The following is a 22,383-nucleotide window of genomic DNA, read 5'->3' as shown; positions in this document are numbered from 1 at the left end:
TTAAGTTTTGAGTTTTAGCTTCACATAAAACTGTACTACTTGTGACGCTCGCGCAATACACTTAGTGCATCGTTTAGCGACATATCACTAGCTTGAAGCAGTACCGTAAGGTGATACAACAAGTCAGCCGCTTCGTTTTTAAGCTCTTCTTTGTCGTGAACCGTGGCAGCAAGCGCTGTTTCAACGCCTTCTTCACCGACCTTCTGCGCAATGCGCTTAATGCCTTTGTTGTAAAGGCTAGCGGTGTAGCTGCTTTTGGGGTCGGCATCTTTACGGGCAGCCAATACGCGCTCTAAATCAGCTAAAAACGTAAAAGCTGGTGTGTTGCCGTCAAACCAACAACTTTCTACGCCAGTGTGGCATGTTGGGCCATTAGGGTTGGCAAGTACTAATAGCGAGTCTTGGTCGCAGTCGCAGGCAACGCTTACTAAATCTAGCGTATTCCCAGATGTTTCACCCTTAGTCCAAAGGCGCTGCTTTGAACGGCTGAAAAAGGTCACTTTGCCCGTTTCAAGGGTTTTCGCTAGGGCGTCTTGGTCCATATACCCCTGCATCAATACCTTGCCAGACAGTGCGTCTTGCACAATGGCAGGCAACAGGTTATCCATTTTGTCCCAAGCCAGTTTATTGCTATTTTCATTGGTAATGATCACGGGTTTACTCCTTCTGCTTGCGCCGTTAATCCGTGACGCTTACGCATGGCAACGCCATTGCTGGTTAATTCTGCTTTTAGCTCATCAATGTTGATAATGCCTTTGTGAAACACTGACGCTGCTAGTGCACCATCAACGTCCGCTTGCTTGAATACGTCAGTGAAGTGGGCAATTTCACCTGCACCGCCAGACGCAATAAGTGGTACTTCACACACGTCGCGAACGGCTTTCAGCTGTTTCACGTCGTAGCCTTTGCGCACGCCGTCCTGGTTCATGCAGTTAAGTACAATTTCACCTGCACCGCGTGACTGTACTTCTTTAATCCAGTCGATGGTTTGCCACTGGCTTTTCTGCGTACGGGCCTCATCGCCGGTGAATTTGTACACTTCGTATTGATCGCTTGCTTCGTTATAGAAACTGTCGATACCAATTACTACGCACTGTTGTCCATAAACGTCGTGTAGCTGATTGATAAGATCTGGGTTGTTAAGGGCAGGGGAGTTAATCGAAATCTTATCTGCACCCATTTCCAAAATGCGTCCGGCATCTTCAATGCTCTTAATGCCGCCAGCTACACAAAACGGGATATCAATAACCTGTGCAATGCGGCTTACCCAGCTTTTATCGACCACGCGAGCATCGGAGCTTGCGGTTATGTCGTAAAAGACCAATTCGTCGGCACCGGCTTTTGCGTATTGCTCTGCAAGAGGCACAATATCACCAATGATTTCGTGATTTCTAAACTGAACACCTTTCACCACTTTGCCGTCGCGTACGTCCAAACACGGTATTATGCGTTTTGCCAGCATGCGATAGCCTCCTTCACCGTAAACTTACCTTCAAGTAATGCGCGGCCTAAAATAACGCCGCCAACGTTAGTTGGTTTTAGCGCTTCAATATCAGCAATGCTGCCAATACCACCTGACGCTTGCCAGCTAACATGTGGGAAGCGGGCTGCCATTTCTTGATATAACTCGGTATTCGCGCCTTGAAGCGTACCGTCGCGGCTAATGTCGGTGCACAGTACATGCTTTGCGCCTACTGTAGCGAAGTCTTCCAGTAAGCCTTCAAGTGCTACGCCAGAATTCTCTTGCCAACCATGGGTGGCAATAAGCTTTTCACCGCTGTCGCTAATATTGATATCAAGGGCCAATACAATGTGTTCTGGGCCGTATTTTTCTACCCAAGACTTCACAAGCTCAGGCTTTTTTACAGCCAAAGAACCAATCACTACTCGGCTTACGCCTGTTTCAAGTAACTGCGCCACTTCTTCTTCGCTACGGATACCGCCGCCTGCTTGAAACTGCATGCGCTTGGTATCGACCATTGACTTAATAAGCGATAGCTGACGCTTGCTGGTGTCTTTGGCTCCCGTTAAATCAACAATATGTAGCCAAGTAGCACCTTGGTCTGCATAGTCGTGAACCACTTCAACAGGGTCCAGTTCGTATTGGGTTTTTTGTTCGTAGTCGCCTTGATAAAGGCGCACTACGTGTCCGTCAATAAGATCAATCGCTGGAATAATCATTATAGGTTCACAAAGTTAGTCAGTAGTTGTGCTCCGGCCTCGCCAGAGCGCTCTGGGTGAAATTGCACCCCGTAAAAGTTGTTTTTGTTTATGGCTGCTGAAAACGCATTACCATAAGTACAGCTTGCAAGCGTATGTTCGTACTCAGGTACTGCAAAGCTATGCACAAAATAAAAGTAGGTATCTTGCGGGATGCCCTTGAACAAACTTTCTTCTTTATGTGTAACTGTGTTCCACCCCATGTGAGGTAAGCGTACGCCCTTTGACTCCATGCGCGCAACGTGCCCAGGCATAAGGTTCAAACAATCGATATTACCGGTACCTTGAAAGCCGCCCTCGGCGCTTGTCTCAACCATAAGTTGCATACCTAAGCAAACACCTAATACAGGTTGTGTTAGCGACTGAAGGGTTTCCACTAACGCTTTTTGCTTAATACTCGCCATCGCTGCCGCGGCGGTTCCCACGCCAGGCAAAAACACTTTGTCAGCACTTTTTATTACGTTTACATCGTCAGATACGTCTACTTCAACGCCTAAGCGTTCAAGGGCAAAGCGTACTGATGAGATATTCGCGCAGCCGGTATTCACTATGACTATTTTTTGTCGCTGGCTGGTATTTACCACTGACATTATAGCGCTCCTTTACTGCTTGGCAGCGCATCGCCTTGACGCGTAATAGCTTGACGAAGCGCGCGGCCAAACACTTTAAACAAGCTTTCTACCTGATGGTGTGCATTGCCTTCGCTGGTGGAAAGGTGCAGCGATAACCCCATACTTTGAGCAAGCGAGTAGAAGAAGTGTGGCACCATTTCTGTGGCCATTTCGCCTACTTGGTCGCGGCTAAATTCGGCCTCAAATTTAAGATAAGGGCGGTTCGATATATCCATAATACATTCTGCGCGGCATTCATCCATAGGAAGAGCAAAACCAAAGCGGCCAATACCGCGTTTGTCGCCTAATGCTTTTTTGAGCGCTTCACCTAACGCAAGAGCCGTGTCTTCCACACTGTGGTGATCGTCAATGTGCAAATCGCCGTCGGTTGTAAGAGTTAATTCAAAACCACCATGAGTAGCAATTTGGTCGAGCATGTGGTCAAAAAAACCCATTCCGGTTTGAATTGTCGACTTGGCCTGTGAATCAAGGTCTACACGAACGCGAATATCAGTCTCTGAGGTTGTACGCACGACTTCGGCAATACGCGACGATGCCAACAAGCTTTTCTGAATATCGTTCCAGTTTAAGCTTTCACGGTTGTACTGAAAGCTGCGAATACCCATGTTTTCAGCAAGCTGCACATCAGTAACTCTGTCGCCAATAACAAAGGAACGGGTAAAGTCTACTTTGCCTTGCTGCAAGTATTCCTGAACAAGGCCAAGTTTTGGCTTGCGGCATGTGCAATTGTCTTCGTTGAAGTGCGGACAAATCAGTACATCATCAAATGTTACACCTTGGCTTTCAAATATAGCCATCATCGCATTGTGTGGCTTGTCAAAATCTTCTTGCGGGAAGCTGTCGGTACCCAATCCATCTTGGTTACTTACCATGACTAACTTGAAGCCAGCGGCTTTAAGTTTAAGTAAAACAGGAATAACGTTTGGCTCGAAAACAAGCTTCTCTAGGCTGTCTAACTGCTTATCAATTGGCGGCTCTTCAACAAGTGTGCCGTCGCGATCGATAAATAAAATGGCTTGTTGACTCATGCCGCGTCCTCATTAATTTTGAATTCATTGATTAACTGCATTAAGCGCTGATTTTGCTCTTCAGTGCCGATGCTTACGCGCAAACAGTTTTGTAAATTGAGCTGTTTCGATTGGTCGCGAATAAGCATGCCTTGGCTTACTAAATACTGCATTAGCGCTGGCGCTTTTTCGTAGCGGAATAAAATAAAGTTTGCACGCCTGTCTCCCACCAGTTCAAAGCCTTCCACCGACTCAAGCGCTTCTGCAAGTGCTTCTTTCTCGCGATTAATGGTAGCCACTTGCAGTTCAAGTAAGGTTAACGCTTCTGCCGATAATGCTTGTGCTGCAATTTGCGCCACGGGCTCGGGGATTGGGTAGGGCGCAATCACTTTTAAAAGTGCTTGAATTACCGGTGCCTGTGCTAGGGTAAAGCCGCAGCGAAGGCCAGCAAGTGCGAACGCTTTTGACAAAGTGCGAAGTACTACTAAGTTCGGGTAGCTGTTAATCTCATTTGCCCAAGTATTGTCGGCATCAAATTCAATATAGGCTTCATCTACCACCACTAACGCTTTATCGGCAAAGTGATTAAGTACGGTTTTGATGTCTTCGCGCGCCACCGGCGTTCCGGTTGGGTTATTCGGTGCACAGATAAAAATAACGTTTACGTCTTCTTCAGCGCAAACCGCGTCAACATTTAGGCTAAAGTCTTCGTTCAACGGTATTTTTGTAATGCCCACGTCGCATGTTTCTGCGCTAATGGCATACATGCCATACGTAGGTGGGCAAATAAGAATATTGTCTTTGCCGGGTGTGCAGAACGTACGAATAAGTAGTTCAATGCCTTCGTCTGCGCCGCGAGTTACAATAAGCTGTGACTTATCTAGCCCTGCGTAATTAGCGTAACCACTCACCACTGCTTCAGGTTGACACGATGGATAACGGTTAAAGTTACTGCTATCTACGCTGTATGGGTTTGCATAGGGAGATTCGTTAGCATTGAGCCAGTCTTGGCCGCCAGAAAACAAGCGCCGTGCTGATTCATAAGGCTTCAGCGGTACTAAGTTGTCATTAATTAGGTTATCGATAAGGGCAGACATTAGGCGTCTCCTTGCGTAAGTGCTTGCATTCGAAGGGCAACGGCTTGTTCGTGCGCGTCCAACCCTTCCGCTGCTGCCAAAGCCATAATAGCCGGGCCTAAATTACGCATTCCATCTGCACTTAACTCTTGAATAGTGTAGCGACGCATAAAGTCCAAAAGGCCAAGGCTTGAATAATTTTTCGCATAGCCGTAAGTCGGTAACACGTGGTTTGTACCCGAAGCGTAGTCTCCGGCAGATTCTGGCGACCACGGGCCTAGGAAAATAGAGCCTGCATACTTTATTTTTGGCAAATAATCACGGGCATTCTCTATTTGCACTATTAAATGTTCAGGTGCGTAGGCGTTACTGGCTTCAATGGCCTGCTCGATAGTGTCGGCCAATATATAGCGTGCATTTTCCATCGCTGGGCGCGCAATGTCTGCACGTGACAGCGTAGCTAATTGACGCTCTACTGCGTCCTTCGCCTGCTCTATAAGTTCTGCGCTGTTAGACACCAAAATAGCCTGCGAGTCTGGACCGTGCTCGGCTTGGGAAAGTAAGTCTGCTGCAACAAATTCAGGGTTAGCAAATTCATCAGCAAGCACTAACACTTCAGATGGGCCTGCTGGCATGTCGATGGCTGCTCCATCAGCACGCTGGCTAACTTGCTGCTTTGCTTCGGTGACAAAGCTATTGCCAGGGCCAAAAATTTTATCAACCTGTGGAATAGTATCTGTGCCTAGGGCCATGGCTGCAATCGCCTGTGCACCGCCGCATAGGAATATCTTGTCGATGCCACATTTTCTAGCAGCATAGGCAATTTCAGGGGCAATTAATTGTGCTTTGTTTGGCGGTGTGCATAGCAGCTTATTTTCACATCCGGCCACCAATGCAGGTACACCTAGCATTAACACAGTTGATGGCAGTGGTGCGCTGCCACCTGGAATGTAAAGGCCCACAGCATCAAGCGCAGTAAATCTTAGCTCGCACTGAACCCCTGGCGTGGTAGTCAAAGCAATATCACTTGGCTTTTGTGCTTCGTGAAATGTCTTTATGTTGTTAAACGCGATATCTATCGCATTTGCTACTTCTGGCGTTACCTTGGCAGCAAGGGCATCGATATCTGTTTGTGATAATACCAAGCTGGTTAAATCGGGGCAGTCGAACTTACGAGTGTAGTCGAGTACCGCTACATCGCCTTCTTGTTCAACACGTGTGATGATTTCTCCCACGGTTTGTTTTAACTGTTGGCTATTGGCCATAGCCGGGCGGGCTAGCGCCTGTTTTTTCTCACTTGCTGAAAGAGATGACCAAGTAATCATAATCGTCTGCCTTTTAGCCCATCATTTTTTCGATTGGCATTACAAGAATAGAGCTACAACCAAGGGCTTTAAGTTTTTCCATGGTTTCCCAGAACAAGGTTTCTGTAGAAACAACGTGAATAGCGACTTGCTCATCATTGCCGGCAAGTGGCAGCACGGTTGGGTTTTCCGCTCCAGGGAGCAGGCTTTTTACTTGTTCTAGGTAAGCTTTTGGAGCGTGTAGCATGATGTACTTACTTTCTTTCGCAAGTAAAACGCCATCTACTCGTGGCATTAAACGGTTAACAAGCGTTTGTTTTTCATCGCTTAGTTCGCCGTCTGCGCGTTGAATAAGTACCGCTTTACTGCGGAAGATAACGTCTTTTTCTACCAGGCCATTAGCTTCAAGGGTGGCACCGGTTGACACTAAGTCACAGATAGCGTCAGCGACACCAGCGCGAGGTGCAACTTCCACAGAACCTTGCAGCATCACCGCTTTCGCGTTAATGCCTTGATCTTTGAAATAGCGCTCAAGCAAATAAGGATAAGTGGTAGCCACTTTTTTGCCGTCTAGCGATTGGATACCTTGGTAGTCCATCTCGTTTGGTACAGCGATAGACAAACGACAACCGCCGTAATCCAAGCGACGCAATACTTCATACTCGAAAGGTTTGCCAGCCGCTTTGCGTTCTAGCATTTTTTCTTCAAGTTCGTTTTCGCCAATAAAGCCAAGGTCAACAACACCGTCCATCACAAGGCCAGGAATGTCATCATCACGTACACGCAGTAAGTCGATAGGTTGGTTCGTTGAATGCGCAATCAGCAGACGATCACGAATGTTTAATTTGATGCCAATGGCTTTCAGTAGGGCGATACTGTCATCGCTCAAGCGTCCTGATTTCTGAATGGCAATTCGAAGTCTTTTGCTGTTACTCATTGAAACGTTCCTTACACGTTGTATTTTAACTTTTTATTGCGCCTAAAACGAAAAACCCCCGGAAGTTTCCTTCCGAGGGTCGAGAAATTTTTTATCTGCGCCACTGGAAGGATACATAGACCTTCCAGCACGAACCTGAAAGGTTATGCTTTGTGGTGATGGTGATGTTTTGCAGCGCAGTTAATCATTTTGAAAAATCGTTTTCCTAATATCGAACGGCAGAAACATTAGCGTTTTGAATTAGGATTTGCAAGGTTAAAGTGAACTCTTTTGGCACATTAACTCTAATTTAATGTGTATATATTAAAACAATTCGTTATGAATTAGTTTTGAAGCGTAATTTTAGGCAACTCGTTGCCGATAAGTTATAGAGACGAATGCAAACTTCTGGAGGGCGTATGAGCAACGATCTACTGTTTCCCATTTTGCCTCGCAACACAAAAGTGCCGATTGAGACGGATGACCGCGTGAAAAAAGTGCAAAAGACTAAAAAGTCCGAGCACTTCAGTGAAGAAGAGCACGAGCAGTTCCAAGGCGTGAAGCGGACTGAGATTATCGAAAAAACAGCAGAAAAACCGAAAGACAAAGAGCGAGGTAACAGCGAGGGTGGGCTTAAGCACATTGATATTGATGTTTAGCGAGACTTGTTAGCGATACGTTTTGTTCGCATTGAGTTCTTCAAATAAAGCCGCAATTTGTTTAGTCACTTTGTGCTTAGGTAAGTAGAAAGGCAGTGGCATTCGCTTAGAGTGAGACTCTTTTACTTTTACCGTGGCACTTATATAACTTTCTAGCACTGGCAAATCTTGATGTTTAAGCGTCTCTATTAATTCTTTTGGAAGCTTTGCTTGGCTATTGAATTGATTAACAACAATACCCAACAAATGCAGTTCAGGGTTGTGGTCTTCCTTTAGTTCCTGTGCATTTTCAAGTAAACGCTCAATGGCCTGAGCCGAGAAATCGTCGCAATCAAAGGGGACGCAAAAGCCATCTGCAGCAATAAGTGCCGCTTTAGAATAAAAATTAAAATTGGGAGGCGTGTCGATAAAAATGTTGTCGAATTCGTCTTTTAACTCTTTTAATGCGTCTTTTAGTTTAAAAATTTTGTATCGTGATTCGAGCTCTCGTTCGACTTCTGCCAACGCAGGAGAGGAAGGCATAACAAAGAGGCTTTCATAAGGCGTTGCATGCACGAACGCGTTAGGCTTCTTGGCTGTTCTGAAAATACCAACAACTTGTTTGAACATATCGGCCACGGTAAGGCTTTGTTCACTGACGTTAAACCCTACGTAGTGAGTACTATTTCCCTGAGGGTCTAAGTCTACCAATAAGGTCTTATGACCTAGCTTAGCGCTTTGTGCAGCTAAATTGGTGCTAATAGTCGATTTGCCTACGCCGCCTTTTTGATTAAACACCACGATTATCATAAGAAATCCCTTTGTCAGTTGTGTTTGAAATATGCCCAATTAAAAGTCCTTATGCAAACGCTATTTCTGAAGCATTTTGTGTTTATTAAACTTTCTCGCACTCAATAAACCTACTGCAAAGATGAAAATTGCAAACGTAGATGGGGCATTTACTTCAGTAGAAGAAAAGGTTGTAGCAAGCGAGCTAGCTAAAATGATCTCGCCGTTGACAATTGGGTTATCGGTCAAGTTAAGCGCTGGCCCGGTTAATGGCCCGCCAGTGGGAAATAGCGCAGTGTAAAGTGCGTTTAGTGAAAAATCTTCAAAAGATACTCTAACCGCGTTTCGAGACTCTGTGCAAGTAGAGCCAGAACACGACGTTTCGACTTCATTAACGAATATTCCCAAGCCAAAATCAGCGATATTCAAACTGGTAAATAGAGACTGATTTTCGAGTGCAGTTGCCGTTACGGTATGTTCCCAAAGATTAACTTCCACATCTACGATGTCTGATGAACCTGCTGTGGATAGATTAACGTTTGGGCCAGATGTGAGCTCTCCGTCAATTCGAGACACAGTTGAAAGTACATCGGCACTTAGCGTTAGAAAGCCACTTATTCCAAGCAAGTCTGAAAATAAGTCGAGATTGAGGTCGTTTATGGTTCCGCGGCCTGACGTAAAAAAGCTTACTGGAATAACGTTTTTTAAAGACGATTGAGATTCGCCTTCAATAATGGCGGTAGATAGCGCGCCATCAAACTCTGTTACGTCGATGGGGCTGCCCAACGTACCCGATGCATCTGCGTTTGCGCCAATGATAGTTTCTATCTGTGAATATTCTTCAGGTGCGCTACCGCTGGTATGAGCTAAGTTGATAGTTGAGTTAGCGATTGCTGAGACCATACCTCTTACATTACTTGTAATGGTAAGATCAACATGGACTGCATTCCCATAGCTGCTTCCTATTATTGCCGCGTTAGTTGAAAAGCCTACCATCGCCGAAGCGAACAACGTGCTCGTTACTATGGTTCTTGCTAATAATCTTATCACTTTGTTGTTTTGTGGTTGCATGATGAATCCCTCGTTCATGGCTTGGCGTGATGCTAAGCAAGCCTTTTATAAATAAAGCGTAGTCACGAGTACTCGATTCAGTTATGAGGGTTTACCCCTAACTTTATACTTTCGTATAATGGGGCGGTGAAAAGTGCAACTATGTTGGTTACTCGACACTGCTTATTTTTATGGCCCAAATTGTCTATAGATTTTGAGTGGAAGAGGGGGACAGAAAAAACAAAAAGGCCACTTGCGTTCAAGAGGCCTTCGGTGAGTTGGAGCACTAATCGCTGATATGATTAGGAATAGTTAGGGCCGAATTAGTTTAGTTCTTTATCTACCCAAAATTTTGTGCCTTTAACCGTGGCTTGAAGTGCTAGTCCACTCTCTGTCATGGTGTAAACAGTGACATTACCCAAATAGCCTTCGCCCTGCGCTGAAGCGCCTTTATTGCCAGCTTTTGCCGCTGCATCGGCATTGCCACCAAGGGTCCAACCGTTCTCAATAAAATAGTTCATTGAATCTTGCGAGTGAAATACCATGACAATACGATAGTCTTTGGCACCTAAACCCAAACCTACGCCACCTTCAGCCATATTCATATAGGTTTTAGCGCCAGTGACATTGTTGTTGACCACACCGTATCCAGTGCCTGCGGCAAAGAAAATAACGTTTATATTTGCATTGGTGAACACCGCATAACCCGCGGCGTCACGAAGTTGAGCGCGCGTATCAGGCTTTTCCTGATATAAGCGTGTAAGCGCGTTAGATTGCATGTCTAATATAGCTTGTCGCTTTTCTGCAACAGTACCATCGCCCATAGACGCACAAGCACATAACGTGAGTACAGTAGAAATGAATAGGGTTTTTAGTGTTAATTCTCTGATGTTCATGCGTTTCTCCTTTGCATGGTAAATGTTGTGGCGTAGTGGGCGTTCATGAAACCTGTCAGACAACACGACAAGCTCGTTGTTAAACGCTGCTTTACGTTTCGCCAGATACTAGATATGAAAAGTAGGAGCAAAAACCGTGCTCGTTTGGCAAAAGTGTGTTTACCACCATTTGTTTTTGCATACCACAAGTCCAGTTTTGTTCAATTGATTGAGTAAGGCGCGCCTATCTTCTGTGTTGAGAAATGAGCCTATCTCACATCTCGATTGTGACGTGCTTAGTATTATTCTTGGCAATCTACGGTTTGAGGTGTCTTCAACAAACTCTAGATAGGTACCGGAACGTTCAAGGGTTAATGTTGCACCTTTAGATGTTGATATGACAATTTTTTTGGGCGTTACGACAATTTCTTCCCATTCATATGTGGCTTTAGATACAAGGTACATAATTAATCCAAGGGCGAATACTTCAGCGCCTGCAAATGGCAAAATTACCCACGCCCCAACTAATGCCCAAGCACAAGCAATAGACCCTACAAAGAAAGCAAAGCCATACATCAAAAGCTTGGTTTGCCGCCAGCTTGCAGATCTATTCGGAGATAATCTTATTTGCGTACCATTGTTGTAGTTGGCAATCTCAATCATTTTGAACTCATTAGAGGCAACACGCTCCAGGTTTACCTTCAGTCGTAGCAAGCCAATATTAAGGTCGTCACATCAACGAAAATTGGCACGATGCCAGTATAACCCACCTAACATTATTTGCTTTTTAACTATCATTTATGGCGTATCATCAATAGCTAATGACTACAGCGAGTTAATATGAAGCTTGGTAACCTTTGTAATCTTGGTAGAATTACTAGTCATTTTTTACGGTTATAACGTAGAAAGCAGATTACTTTAGTGTTTGCTGATTTAGCTCGAATAACAAACCTATCGGTGTCGATACGACAGTTGCAAGTTATAGCCAGCACTTTTTTCTGTTCGCAAACGTCATCAAAGTAGACATTGTTGATGTATCTGATTACGTGATTTTTATAAATTGAGGAATATGTGGTCTCAGCGGTTAAACATTTAACACTCAGGGTGGTGATCTCTGCTCTTATTGTGGTGTGGTTGTGTATTTTAATGGCACAACCTTCTCCATTGTTGCTAATAAGCGAATTCGGCCTGTTCAGTGCTTTAGGTGTGATAGGTGCTATTTTTGCTAATTCGACGGGGGCGGGGGGCGGCGTTATCTTTGTGCCGTTTTTCAATTATCTGAACTTTTCTTCGCAAAGCGTGGTTGCGACAAGTTTTGCAATTCAGTGCTGTGGCATGACAGCAGGGGCGGTAACGTGGTGGCGGTACTATCGCACCGCACACGGTTTTGACGATTATTGGCAATCTTTGCCCAGTGCCCTAATGCTAAGTATACCTGCTTCAATTTGCGGGATGGCCTTTTCACAATATTCTCAGCAAGGAACACTGTTACTCACACAGGTGTGGGGGGGGGCAAACAATCTTCATACTTTATTTGGTGTATTTTCTGTGGTGTTGGCACTGGCAATATTTGTCTCTATTCCGTTGATGAAGCGCACACATTTTAAAACAGAGATCACCAACGTGGATATTGTGCTTTTACCTGTGGTGAGCTTTATTGGTGGTGTTATCACAGCGTGGCTATCAGTGGGAGTGGGTGAACTCGTTGCGGTTTACCTTATTATGCGCGGTTTTAATGTAACCATGTCCATTGCTATCGCTGTGGTTTTATCTGCATTTACCGTCTGGTCGGCATTACCTTATCACGTGCTAATTAGCGAAGCGGTGGTATGGGAAGTGGTCTTGTTTGCAGGGATGGGCGCTATTATTGGAGGCATGCTTGCCAAGTACGTCGTACTGGCTTTTTCTGTTCAGCGTCTCAAGCTGTTTTTTGGAATATGGGTGCTGGTTTTAGGCGCCAGCAGTTTACCGATTTTCTAAGTAAATTTGGAAAGTGACTCCATACGTAAAGCAGATTAATCTGCACATTCAGCAGTTTCACAATCAGTAATTTTACACGAGAGGGAAAGCATGAAGAAGACACCTGCAAATTTTGCCCCACAATCGCTTTACACAGTAAAGCAACCCGAATGGTCTTCTCATGCAGTGATTTATCAGGTCAATACCCGGCAGTTTTCCACCTCGGGTGATTTTAAAGGCGTAATTGCTGGGCTGTCTCATCTAAAAGCGCTTGGTGTAGACATTGTATGGCTCATGCCAATTCACCCGATAGGGAATAAGCATCGAAAAGGGGAGTTGGGTAGCCCCTATGCTGTCAAAGATTACTTCGCAATAAATCCTGAATTTGGCAACGAAGACGATTTAAAAGCGCTGGTGGAAGAAGCGCACAAGCTGTCACTCAAAGTGATCATCGATTGGGTTCCTAATCACAGTGCATGGGATAACCCATTGGTTGAAAGTAATCCTCACTGGTATGCCAAAGACTACAAAGGCGATTTCCGTCCATCACCATGGTGGGATTGGAGTGACATCATTGAATTCGATTACCGTCAAGCAGGCTTGCGAGAGTATATGATTGAAGCACTAGGGTATTGGGTTGAAAACTTCGATATAGATGGTTATCGCTGTGACGTGGCGGGTTATGTACCTAATGATTTTTGGTGCCAAGCAAAGGAAGCACTTGAGCAGATCAAACCTGTTTTCATGTTAGCTGAATGGGAAAACAGAGACCTTCACGAAAAGGCTTTTAATATGACCTATGCGTGGAGTTGGAACGAAACCATGCATGACCTCGCCTACGGACGCTGTCATCTGGATAGGCTTCGCAAATACTATTCATGGAACGAACGAAGCTGGCCACACAATGCCTACCGTATGACCTTTGTGAGCAACCACGACAAGAATGCATGGGATGGCACCCAGCATGAGCAATTTGGTGATGCACTCGAAGCCGCCATTGTATTGTCGGTAATAGGTGAGGGAATGCCGCTTATTCACAACGGGCAAGAAGCGGGCGAGTCTAAGCGATTAGCCTTTTTTGAACGCGATCCAATAGAGTGGCAAGCCCATCCCATCGGTGATTTGTACAGAGCGTTAATTACACTGAAGAAAAGTAAACGAGTACTGGGCAACGGCGAATTTGGTGCTCGAATGATTCAAGTACCAAATACAGCAATGGATAAAATATTTAGCTTTGTACGCCACAACGGCCAAGAAAAGGTGTTTGTTATTATTAACTTTTCATCAGAACGTGTAGATGTAAGCTTTAACGAGCCCTTATTCGAAGGGCACTTTTTTGATTGGCAAGGTAACGATGAGGTTGTTTTTGATAACACATCGGTAAGGGCTATTTTACCGTGGCAATATGAAATTTGGGTTGGTTGAATACGCAATAGCTTGCATACGTGTATTAACTCAAAAAGTAGAGAAATAGTATGAAATGTAATCGGTCATTTGGGTACTTAATTATAAGTCATAAAAACAAATAAGTGTGATTAATTTCACAAAAATGTAGTATGCAAACTATTATAAACTGTAATGATATTCACGTTTGGTAGTATTGTGTTGTTACGACTGTTGTTGCTTATGTTGCTTGCTGTTTTTTGCTCTCTAGCAAAAGCGCAAGAAACGATAGTTTTGGGGATATCTAATGATACCCAAGGCGGAACCTCTCAATTGGGTTTATCTTTGAACCAAGGTTCATCGCTATTTTTTGACGAATATAATCAGCTTGGTAGAGCAAAAATATCGCTTGTCCAATTAGATGACGGATACGAGCCAATCAACACCATAAGCAATACCAAGAGTATGTTAAGGGATGTAAAACCTTTAGCATTATTCAATTATGTCGGCACGCCAACCACTAGCGCCATTATGCCCTTGCTGGTTGAATTTCAAATTCCATTGATTACCCCTTTTACAGGGGCTGACTTCTTGCGCGACAGCATGAAAGCTTCTGTGTTTAATTTCCGGGCTAGCTATCAAAGTGAGGCTGAAAAGCAAATTGACTATTTAGTGAATCAGCTACGTTTAGAGAAATTCAGCCTAATTGTTCAAGCTGACGCGTTCGGATTATCCGTAGAAAAATATTATCTCCAGCGATTGAAAGACTATGGCTTGACTCCTTCGGTTAGTGCTCGATATCGCAGAAACTCGGTTGATGTAGAGCGAGCGCTAGAAAAAATACTACAAAGCAAATCTGACGCTGTTATTGTGGTTGGTACATATGAACCTATATCAAAGTTAATTCAACTATCGAGCGCTGAGTCATATACCCCAATATTTGCCGCTTTATCTTTCGTTTCTAGTTTTGAGCTGCTAAAGCGTATTAATCAACAGGAAAAAGTGCTGGTTACTGAAGTCGTCCCCAACCCTGAAAGTTGCAAACTACCAGTTTGCGAGGAGTTTAGAAGGTTAGCGAGAAAGGCGCGCTGGCCATCGGTAAACCATGTTCAGTTTGAAGGCTTCTTGAATGCCAAGTTGTTTAGTTTAGTTGTTGATAAATGTCCCCAGTCCAGCCGAAAGTGCTTTGTGGATGCGTACCGTTCAAGCCGTTATGATTTGGGTGGATTAGTTGCAGAGTTTGACGATAAAGGCAACAACATTTTAGCCAATGTGTATGCCTCACAACAAAATTTGCCACTCGAGTTCTAGTTTCTCAAGCATTAATTCACCTTTACTTCACCACCTCGATAGTAAGGTTAAGCGCCACAATTTAATGCTAAGGCAAAAAGGAACCTTTAAAGTGCGTACACCGTTGTTATTACTTATCTGTCTACTTGTTCTTATTGTAAGTACTCCGTGTAAAGCTGATTTATCTCTAACGTTAGATGATAAAGAAATGGCGCAAGCGGATGCAATGTATCAGCAGTACTGTTCACTTTGTCATGGGAAAGACCGAGAAGGGTACAAAGCTGATCATGCTCCATCGCTAAAATCTGAGTCGATGTTAAGCACGGCATACCCCCAATTGCTCTTTGACACCATTTCTTGGGGTAGAGTGAACTCTGCGATGGATGGCTACAGTAAAGAGGCTGGTGGGCCGCTTTCTGACGCAGATATTATTTTGCTTATTAGGTGGTTGGCGCAAAAAGAGCGCATTTCACCAATTGAACTGGGAGAAGCGTCTGTTCAAGGAAATGCATTAAATGGAAAAGTAATTTATAGCGAGAACTGCGTAAGTTGCCACGGAGTGAATGGAGAAGGGGTTACCGCACCTGCCATTGCTGACCAATTGTTTCTATCTAGTGCCACAGATAACTATCTAAAACACGCCATAGTTTATGGCCGTGAAGGCACACCTATGCAAAGTTTTAGTAATAAGCTTCACGATGAAGAAATTAACGACATCGTCGCTTATTTGAGAAGCCAAGCTTCTGGCTGGCGCCCAACGCCCTTAGAGCTTGCTAAGTGGCCTGAGCCTGAAGAGTTTGTAATTAACCCGAAAGGGAGTAACCCAACTTTTAACTTGCGTGACGGGCGATATGTTCCTGCAAAAGAGGTTGTACAAGCTTTAGAAAGCAATAATAAACTTATTATATTAGATACTCGTCCAGGTTCAGCGTGGCAACGCATTCATATTCCAGGTGCAGTTCCCATGCCTTATTATCGTGATAAGTCTCGAATTGCAGAGTATTTGCCGAATGATGATACGTGGATTGTCGCTTATTGTGCATGCCCTCATGCTGCATCAGACTCGGTGGTTAATCATCTTCGTAGCTTAGGGTACAAAAATACAGCCGTCATAGATGAAGGTATTCTCAAATGGATTGAGATGGGATTACCCGTTGAAGCGGGAAAGGACAAAGCAAACAAAAAATAGTCGGGTTGAGCGTCTCGATTATTGACTGAAGCTTATTTAGAGTTTGCGAGAGAGGTAATAAAAAGCCCTCAGAACAGTGCACAGCAGAAAATTAAAAGGCTTTTATTTAAGAAATCACTATACATGGCGGTCATCGGTTTTTGTTACTTATACTTACACAGGCCAAGTCAACTCAACCAATGCCCCCTGTTGATTCGATAGCTTTAACTTTCCCCCGTGTTTGTTAATCACCGTTTCAACGAAAGCGAGACCAATGCCAGCACCGTCTGGCTTGGTTGTAAAAAGTGGCGTAATAGCATTGTCGATATTGGAAAAGCCCGTTCCATTGTCACTGACTTGAAGTACTTGTTGATTGCCAGATTGATAGTAGCGAATAATTATTTCGACTGGGTCAGAATTATTCGACTCAACGGCATTTTTAACTAAATTCATCAATACTTGCGCCATTAACTGAGGATCGGCCTGACAGGTTGGCGAACCGTGAAATGCAAGCGTATCTTTGTTTCTCAATAAGACGCGGGTTTGTTCAACTAACGCCTTAATATCAACACTTTCCTTTTTGGGTTCAGGTATTTTAGCCACTTCAGCAAAACGCTGAATAAAGTTAAGCATGCCGTCAGCACGAGTGTGAATGCGCTCGAGTACTTTTCTGGTTTGGTTGTCGTCAAGCTGTTGCATCGACAACAAGGTTTGTGCCATTGAAGACATTGGGGTAAGGGTGTTACGAAGCTCGTGGCTAAGTACTCTCACTAAGTTTTCCTGTACGGCTTGCTCACTGCGTTTCAATTCACTGGAAATATCAATGGCAGTGAACATGCACAATGATTGCTCTCGGTAGGTTAGAAAGCTTGATTGACAACGCCAGTTATCTGCTAAGCGAGGATGATGTAAATGTTGAGCGTTGATTGAAAAGCCGAGTTCCGTTGCAGCCATTCCCAGTAAAAGACTAATCTCATTTATCTCATAGGCTGCTCGATTAGCGTAGGCTAAGCTAAATTCAGCATCAAAAATTACAACGGCAATGGGAAGATCTTCGAAAAGTTGTGACAACAATACCACAAGTGGCTGACCGCGATGTGCTTCGCCATGCACCTGTTGATGTAGTTGCTTAATTTCGCGAACAAGGTCATCGATAAGTTCCGACTTTCCTTGTTTTGCTACCTCTACACCAGACTCGCCCATAGATAAGCTTTGCACGTACGTGGTTAATCGCATTAGCGAAAGTGACCAACTTTGCCAAATGCGCCAACTCAACCAACACAAGGGGTAGCTAATGACAAAGAGTAAGGTGAACGTGCCGAGCCAAGACCAGCCCCATGCGTGAGTGAGGGCCGCCGTTAAACTTAAGATTACAATTATCACTAACCCCAGTGTAAGTGCGAGTTTGCCTTCAGTGGTGCGCAGCATTTTAGTCAATATTATAGTCACCTTTGTCAAGCTGGTGCTTTTCCATTCTGCGATACAATGCATTACGAGAAATGCCCAACGCTGACGCCGCTTTGCTAATATGACCTTGATATTTCTCTAACGCCTTTATGATCATTTCAAGTTCAATATCGTCTAACGGGCGCAGGTTCCCATGGTCTTCTGTTGTTGTGGTATCAGACTGTGGCAGTGTGATTTGCGTGTCATTTATGGTCTCATCGCGACACAATATAACAGCACGCTCGATAACATGACTGAGTTCTCGTACATTGCCTGGCCAGTTGTATGAACACAACATTTCTCGGGCAGAAGTACTCAGTTGAGGGCTGATTTTATTATATTTGTGGGCGAAACTATCAATCATGTATTGGCTTAGTGGAATGATATCTTCGCGACGATCACGCAGTGGCGGCAAATGTAATATAAACGTATTAAGACGAAACATGAGGTCCCGTCTGAATGTACCTTCATTTACCATACTTTCCAAATTGGCATTGGTTGCACTAATAATGCGTACATTTGCTAGGTGAGTTTGGCTTGAACCCACTTGTTCATATTCGCCACTTTCTAGTACACGAAGGAGTTTAGGCTGTACATCGTTAGGTAGTACACCGATTTCGTCTAAAAACAAGGTACCGTTTTGTGCTAACTCAAATCGTCCTTGTCTGCTCTCTCGTGCATCGGTAAACGCCCCTTTTTTATGGCCAAATAATTCACTTTCAAACAAGTTTTTTGGAACGGCCCCCATGTTCACAGAAACAAATGGAGCATTTGCTCTACTGGATAGTTGATGTAATCGCTGAGCTAACATCGACTTCCCAGTACCGTTTTCTCCTAAAATTAGAATACTTGCCTGCGTGTCGGCGACTTGCTGGATCATATCTTCCAATTGTTGCATGGCAGAAGATTCGGCAATCCAGTTATCTTTATTTGCAAGGCTTCTCGAAGGCGCATCGTTTGTTAAGGGGGAAGCGGCATTAACATGTGATTCTACTAATGCGATTAGTTTTTGGTTGTTCCACGGCTTCTCAATAAAGTCGCATGCACCTTGTTGCATGCCTTTAACCGCAAGTTCAATCTTGCCCCATGCTGTCATTAGTACAGTACGCACGTTTTGTTGAATAAGTTGAGCTAAAATCTCTAACCCTTCATCTCCGCTGGTGGTATCGCGGCTGAAGTTCATATCGAGAAGTACGAGTTCAGGCTTTTGCCGTGCAAGAATAGAGGCCAGTTCACGAGGGCCATCTGCTTCCAATACTTGATAGCCTTCGTTGGTTAGCAACATGGTCAAGGCGAGGCGGATATCGTCATCGTCATCCACTACTGCAATTAACCCTTTGGCGTGAAGCATAGTTATCCTTAAAAAGCCCACTGTATTTTAATTACGTAGTGACTGATTTTTACAGTGGGTAATGTCGTTTTTACATTATTGTTATAGGTCTCGCAATACTCGCATTGGATCTCTACTTATTACCCGCCATCCCGGAATGGCAATTGAAAGTAACATCACGCATGCTAATAGTACATTGATGGTCATCGTTCCCGCCCAGTCAAACGGTGGCGCGCTGGAAAAGAAATCGAGGACGAACCGATATGCTAAGACTGCGGCGATTACACCTAATCCTAATCCAGTAATCAACATCCAAAGCGAATCTTTTATAAGTAATTGAAGTAATTTAGATTGTTTTGCGCCAGTTGCCATGCGAACTGCTAATTCATAGCGTTTTTGACTGGCTGTCATTTGACTTAGCCCCGACACTCCGATTGCAGCAAGTACTAGGGTTAATAATGCTAATCCAGCAACAATATACATATTTAATCGGGTTGTTTCTGTTACTGCATCCCACCTTTGAACCATACCTTCAACTTGTACTTCGTTTAGTCTCGGGTCAATACCTTTTACGGCTTGTTCAACCTGCTCTCTGGTGAGTTCATTACCTTGTGGCATAACGACTACAGCTGACAAGCGGTTGAAGTCAATTTCATTGGGATCTTTGAAATAGATCTCAGGCGCAGTGACGTTCAGTGTACCCGCTGGCAAAGGAACAATATCTTCTACTATACCCACCACCAGAAAAATATCTTCCTCTTCTTCTCCCATGCGTATCTCTTTGCCGACCATCGACTCCCATTTGTCTTCACCGGCTCGCTCTATGGCAAAAGCTTTGGCAATGAGGACTTCTGAAAGTGTTGCTTTGTCTGGTGTAAGGTTGCGACCAGCTAACAAGGTTATATCAAAGGTTTCAATGAGTTTTGGAGCCCACATTACAGGGCGAATCATCACAGAGTTACCCGTGTCTGGATCTGGGAAGGCGCGAAGGCTGACGTTGCTAGTGAGTGGTAATACGTCCACATCGAGGACCTGTGCGTCTAAATTTGATAGACGTGTGACAAAGTCTTGTCTAACTTGTTGCCACTCATTACCGCGAAGTCGCCCTTGCTCGCGCATTGACTCTTGCCAGTTATCATCGATAATTTGCATGCTAACCTCATAGGCGTTGGGCATGCTATAACCTAAGTCGGTGTAAGCCGCGTCATAGCTGTCTTTTACCGAGATACTGGCACCAGTTAGCAACACGCAGGCAAGAGTAAGTTGTAATACCATGAGCGTTTTGCTTATCAATTGATTTTGTTGCGCAGGGGTGCCTTTTCCGCTTGAGTTTAAACTGTCGGTTAAGGCGTTTTTATCAACGTAAATTAGTGATATGACCGCAAATATAGCATTAATAAATAGCACCACTGATAACGCTAGAATAATACTTAGCATGTCCAGATGGATGTAATCTAATAGGGGAAGGTTATCACCTGCAAGTATGGGAAGAAGCTCCATTAGCCATTCAGCAACCAGTAGCCCTAATATTGAGGCTAAAATGAACATTGGCAAGTTTTCGGTAAAGACTAACCCTCGTAATCTTGTGAATGTAGAACCGTTACAAATATGAATGGCGAACTCTTTATTGCGGCTTTGATAATGTGCAATGAACATATTGAGTAAGTTTAAGCACGCCATTATTAACAAGCTAAACATGGCGAACATCAATACAAACGCTAAGCGTTGACTATCGCCAATAAAAGCGTCGCGATAGTTTGTTTTCTGACCTTCAACAGTCTTGCTCAATAAAAAGGTTTTAGCACGTTCTACGGTAATTTCATTGTTCACATAGTCTACATACCAAGCTTCAATTTCTGCGGTCGTTGGCATATTCGTCTCTGGGCCTCTAACGAAAGTCATAGTGCCTAAATTCAAGCTGATGGTATCGGGTGTTTCTAACAAGGTATCAAAGTTTCGAAAGCGCCATACTTGTTGTGTTGATTGGTTGTTTAGACCAACAGCATTCAAGCTAGCGAAGTCATCGAAAACACCAAATATAGGTCTGTCTTCGCCATCAAGCCGTAAGGTTTTGCCGTTGAGATCTTCATTGCTATTTAATGCTGACTGCCAGAGACTTTTTGATATCCACACACCTTCTTCCACATTTTGAATATCGCTGCTTTGTCCGGTAATCAGGGCAAGACCCAGTACCTCAGGTGAACCGGTTACCGAATCAAAGTGGGTGACTTCTATTGGCTGGCCGCCTAATTCAATATTTGCAGTACTAGGGATAACGTGGCCCCATGACAGTTCATCACCATAACGTTTTTTAATTGACGCAACGCGTCTAGGGTCGCTAAAAAACTGCACGTTTAGGCCTTCGCTAAACGCCATCTGCAAATCCACTTGATAGAGATCGTTTTCGTTTATATCTGGAAGAGGCTTAAACAATAATGTGTTTGAAATTGCCACTACACTTAATACCGCGGCGAGTGTTAAGCCCAAGGTACTGATAAGCGGTAAACTAAGCCGGGGCAAGCTAAAGATCCGTTGAATACCCCGTTTAAAGGCATTGATATAAAGTCTCATGCTACGTCCTTATTTTTAGAGGGGACTTCAGGCGACGTTTGCAGTTGTTTTTTACCTACAACTTTGCCATCTAGCAGCTGTATTTGGCGATGGGCTAGTCCGCTGTATCTGCTGTCATGGGTTACCATGACAATCGTTGAGCCTTGTTTATTTAAGGTCATCAATAGCTTCATAACGGCGTCGCCGTTTTGGGTATCAAGGTTCCCGGTGGGCTCATCAACCAATATAAGGTCGGGGTTGCCCACTAACGCTCTGGCGATGGCTACTCGTTGTTGTTGACCACCGGAAATTTGATTAGGTTTATACTGTGCTCGATGTTGCATACCCACTTTTTCTAGTGCGTCCGTCACTGCACTTTTTATGACTTGTGCATTCTCACCGCGATGCTCAAGCGGTAAAGCCACGTTTTCATACACTGTCATCGAATCAATAAGATTAAACGATTGGAATACATAACCGATATGCTGATTTCGCACCTGTGTTCTATGATCGACTTTTAGCGATGACGTATCGATACCACTGATGTGATAAGACCCTTCAGATGCGCTATCTAGCAAGCCCATAATGGTTAAAAGGGTTGATTTCCCGCAACCAGAAGGGCCTGTAATGGCCACAAATTCACCTTCGTAAATCCTCAGTGAGATCCCCTGAAGCGCATGAGTTTCTATTTCCGTGCCCAAGTATTTCTTATGAATATTCTGCATACTTACTACGATATTTTTGCTCATT

General features: G+C 44.2%; 21 protein-coding genes and 1 other annotated feature. Of the genes, 5 read left to right on the top strand and 16 right to left on the bottom strand.

Features of this window, described 5'->3' with window-relative positions:
- Nucleotides 1-35: 35 nt before the first annotated feature.
- Genes hisIE through hisG form a run of 8 tightly spaced genes read right to left on the bottom strand, consistent with a single transcriptional unit; the run spans nt 36 to nt 7,176 of the window.
- Complete coding sequence (hisIE, locus tag EYR97_RS07230; protein ID WP_131093154.1) at nt 36-653, bottom strand: bifunctional phosphoribosyl-AMP cyclohydrolase/phosphoribosyl-ATP diphosphatase HisIE; 618 nt, start codon at nt 651-653, stop codon at nt 36-38.
- Entirely contained in the window at nt 650-1,462 is an 813-nt protein-coding gene (gene hisF / locus EYR97_RS07225) for an imidazole glycerol phosphate synthase subunit HisF (RefSeq protein ID WP_131093153.1), read from the bottom strand. Before hisF ends, hisIE begins: the two co-directional genes overlap by 4 nt.
- Complete coding sequence (hisA, locus tag EYR97_RS07220) at nt 1,444-2,181, bottom strand: 1-(5-phosphoribosyl)-5-[(5-phosphoribosylamino)methylideneamino]imidazole-4-carboxamide isomerase (protein WP_131093152.1); 738 nt, start codon at nt 2,179-2,181, stop codon at nt 1,444-1,446. The genes hisF and hisA overlap by 19 nt, the downstream gene beginning before the upstream one ends.
- Entirely contained in the window at nt 2,181-2,810 is a 630-nt protein-coding gene (gene hisH, locus EYR97_RS07215) for an imidazole glycerol phosphate synthase subunit HisH (RefSeq protein WP_131093151.1), read from the bottom strand. The genes hisA and hisH overlap by 1 nt, the downstream gene beginning before the upstream one ends.
- Nucleotides 2,810-3,880 carry a bifunctional histidinol-phosphatase/imidazoleglycerol-phosphate dehydratase HisB gene (gene hisB, locus EYR97_RS07210; protein ID WP_131093150.1) on the bottom strand — a complete coding sequence of 357 codons (1,071 nt, stop codon included), beginning with the start codon at nt 3,878-3,880 and terminating at the stop codon, nt 2,810-2,812. Before hisB ends, hisH begins: the two co-directional genes overlap by 1 nt.
- Nucleotides 3,877-4,956: a histidinol-phosphate transaminase gene (gene hisC / locus EYR97_RS07205; protein ID WP_131093149.1), complete on the bottom strand. Its 1,080-nt coding sequence runs from the start codon at nt 4,954-4,956 to the stop codon at nt 3,877-3,879. Before hisC ends, hisB begins: the two co-directional genes overlap by 4 nt.
- A complete protein-coding gene (gene hisD, locus EYR97_RS07200) occupies nt 4,956-6,260 on the bottom strand; it encodes a histidinol dehydrogenase (protein ID WP_131093148.1) in 1,305 nt (434 codons plus the stop codon). The genes hisC and hisD overlap by 1 nt, the downstream gene beginning before the upstream one ends.
- A gap of 13 nt (nt 6,261-6,273) precedes the next feature.
- A complete protein-coding gene (gene hisG, locus EYR97_RS07195; protein WP_131093147.1) occupies nt 6,274-7,176 on the bottom strand; it encodes an ATP phosphoribosyltransferase in 903 nt (300 codons plus the stop codon).
- Nucleotides 7,177-7,226: 50 nt separating this feature from the next.
- Nucleotides 7,227-7,344 (bottom strand) — a sequence feature (His leader region).
- 230 nt (nt 7,345-7,574) lie between these two features.
- Here hisG and EYR97_RS07190 point away from each other — a divergent pair.
- On the top strand, nt 7,575-7,814 hold the full coding sequence (locus tag EYR97_RS07190) for a hypothetical protein (protein WP_131093146.1): 240 nt from the start codon (nt 7,575-7,577) through the stop codon (nt 7,812-7,814).
- A gap of 9 nt (nt 7,815-7,823) precedes the next feature.
- On the opposite strand, the gene EYR97_RS07185 is transcribed toward EYR97_RS07190, so the two are convergent.
- The 4 genes from EYR97_RS07185 to EYR97_RS07170 all read right to left on the bottom strand — a co-directional run bounded on the left by EYR97_RS07185 (nt 7,824) and on the right by EYR97_RS07170 (nt 11,170).
- Nucleotides 7,824-8,603 (bottom strand): ParA family protein, encoded by a 780-nt coding sequence (locus tag EYR97_RS07185; protein ID WP_131093145.1) that lies wholly within the window; start codon nt 8,601-8,603, stop codon nt 7,824-7,826.
- 60 nt (nt 8,604-8,663) lie between these two features.
- Nucleotides 8,664-9,653: a hypothetical protein gene (locus tag EYR97_RS07180; protein WP_242634939.1), complete on the bottom strand. Its 990-nt coding sequence runs from the start codon at nt 9,651-9,653 to the stop codon at nt 8,664-8,666.
- Between the two features lie 302 nt (nt 9,654-9,955).
- Nucleotides 9,956-10,528, bottom strand: a complete 573-nt coding sequence (locus tag EYR97_RS07175) for a YSC84-related protein (protein WP_131093144.1) — start codon at nt 10,526-10,528, stop codon at nt 9,956-9,958.
- Between the two features lie 159 nt (nt 10,529-10,687).
- Nucleotides 10,688-11,170 carry a DUF2244 domain-containing protein gene (locus tag EYR97_RS07170; protein WP_131093143.1) on the bottom strand — a complete coding sequence of 161 codons (483 nt, stop codon included), beginning with the start codon at nt 11,168-11,170 and terminating at the stop codon, nt 10,688-10,690.
- 441 nt (nt 11,171-11,611) lie between these two features.
- Between EYR97_RS07170 and EYR97_RS07165 the strand changes: the two genes are divergently transcribed.
- The 4 genes from EYR97_RS07165 to EYR97_RS07150 all read left to right on the top strand — a co-directional run bounded on the left by EYR97_RS07165 (nt 11,612) and on the right by EYR97_RS07150 (nt 16,328).
- Complete coding sequence (locus EYR97_RS07165; protein ID WP_404840954.1) at nt 11,612-12,487, top strand: sulfite exporter TauE/SafE family protein; 876 nt, start codon at nt 11,612-11,614, stop codon at nt 12,485-12,487.
- 90 nt (nt 12,488-12,577) lie between these two features.
- Nucleotides 12,578-13,891: an alpha-amylase family glycosyl hydrolase gene (locus tag EYR97_RS07160; RefSeq protein ID WP_131093141.1), complete on the top strand. Its 1,314-nt coding sequence runs from the start codon at nt 12,578-12,580 to the stop codon at nt 13,889-13,891.
- A gap of 177 nt (nt 13,892-14,068) precedes the next feature.
- Nucleotides 14,069-15,160: an ABC transporter substrate-binding protein gene (locus EYR97_RS07155; RefSeq protein ID WP_165477997.1), complete on the top strand. Its 1,092-nt coding sequence runs from the start codon at nt 14,069-14,071 to the stop codon at nt 15,158-15,160.
- Between the two features lie 91 nt (nt 15,161-15,251).
- Complete coding sequence (locus tag EYR97_RS07150; RefSeq protein ID WP_165477996.1) at nt 15,252-16,328, top strand: c-type cytochrome; 1,077 nt, start codon at nt 15,252-15,254, stop codon at nt 16,326-16,328.
- 153 nt (nt 16,329-16,481) lie between these two features.
- Here the strand turns inward: EYR97_RS07150 and EYR97_RS07145 are convergent, their stop codons facing one another.
- The 4 genes from EYR97_RS07145 to EYR97_RS07130 form a co-directional block, all read right to left on the bottom strand.
- Nucleotides 16,482-17,735, bottom strand: a complete 1,254-nt coding sequence (locus EYR97_RS07145) for a PAS domain-containing sensor histidine kinase (protein ID WP_242634943.1) — start codon at nt 17,733-17,735, stop codon at nt 16,482-16,484.
- 1 nt (nt 17,736) lies between these two features.
- Entirely contained in the window at nt 17,737-19,104 is a 1,368-nt protein-coding gene (locus EYR97_RS07140; protein ID WP_131093137.1) for a sigma-54 dependent transcriptional regulator, read from the bottom strand.
- Between the two features lie 81 nt (nt 19,105-19,185).
- Nucleotides 19,186-21,654 carry an FtsX-like permease family protein gene (locus EYR97_RS07135; RefSeq protein ID WP_131093136.1) on the bottom strand — a complete coding sequence of 823 codons (2,469 nt, stop codon included), beginning with the start codon at nt 21,652-21,654 and terminating at the stop codon, nt 19,186-19,188.
- On the bottom strand, nt 21,651-22,382 hold the full coding sequence (locus EYR97_RS07130; RefSeq protein ID WP_131093135.1) for an ABC transporter ATP-binding protein: 732 nt from the start codon (nt 22,380-22,382) through the stop codon (nt 21,651-21,653). The genes EYR97_RS07135 and EYR97_RS07130 overlap by 4 nt, the downstream gene beginning before the upstream one ends.
- Between the last annotated feature and the right edge of the window lies 1 nt (nt 22,383).

Source organism: Alteromonas sp. KUL42, from assembly GCF_006538325.1.
In the GTDB taxonomy this organism is placed as follows: domain Bacteria; phylum Pseudomonadota; class Gammaproteobacteria; order Enterobacterales; family Alteromonadaceae; genus Alteromonas.
The sequence above is the reverse complement of the archived record's forward strand: the minus strand, read 5'-3'. Positions and strand labels throughout refer to the sequence as shown.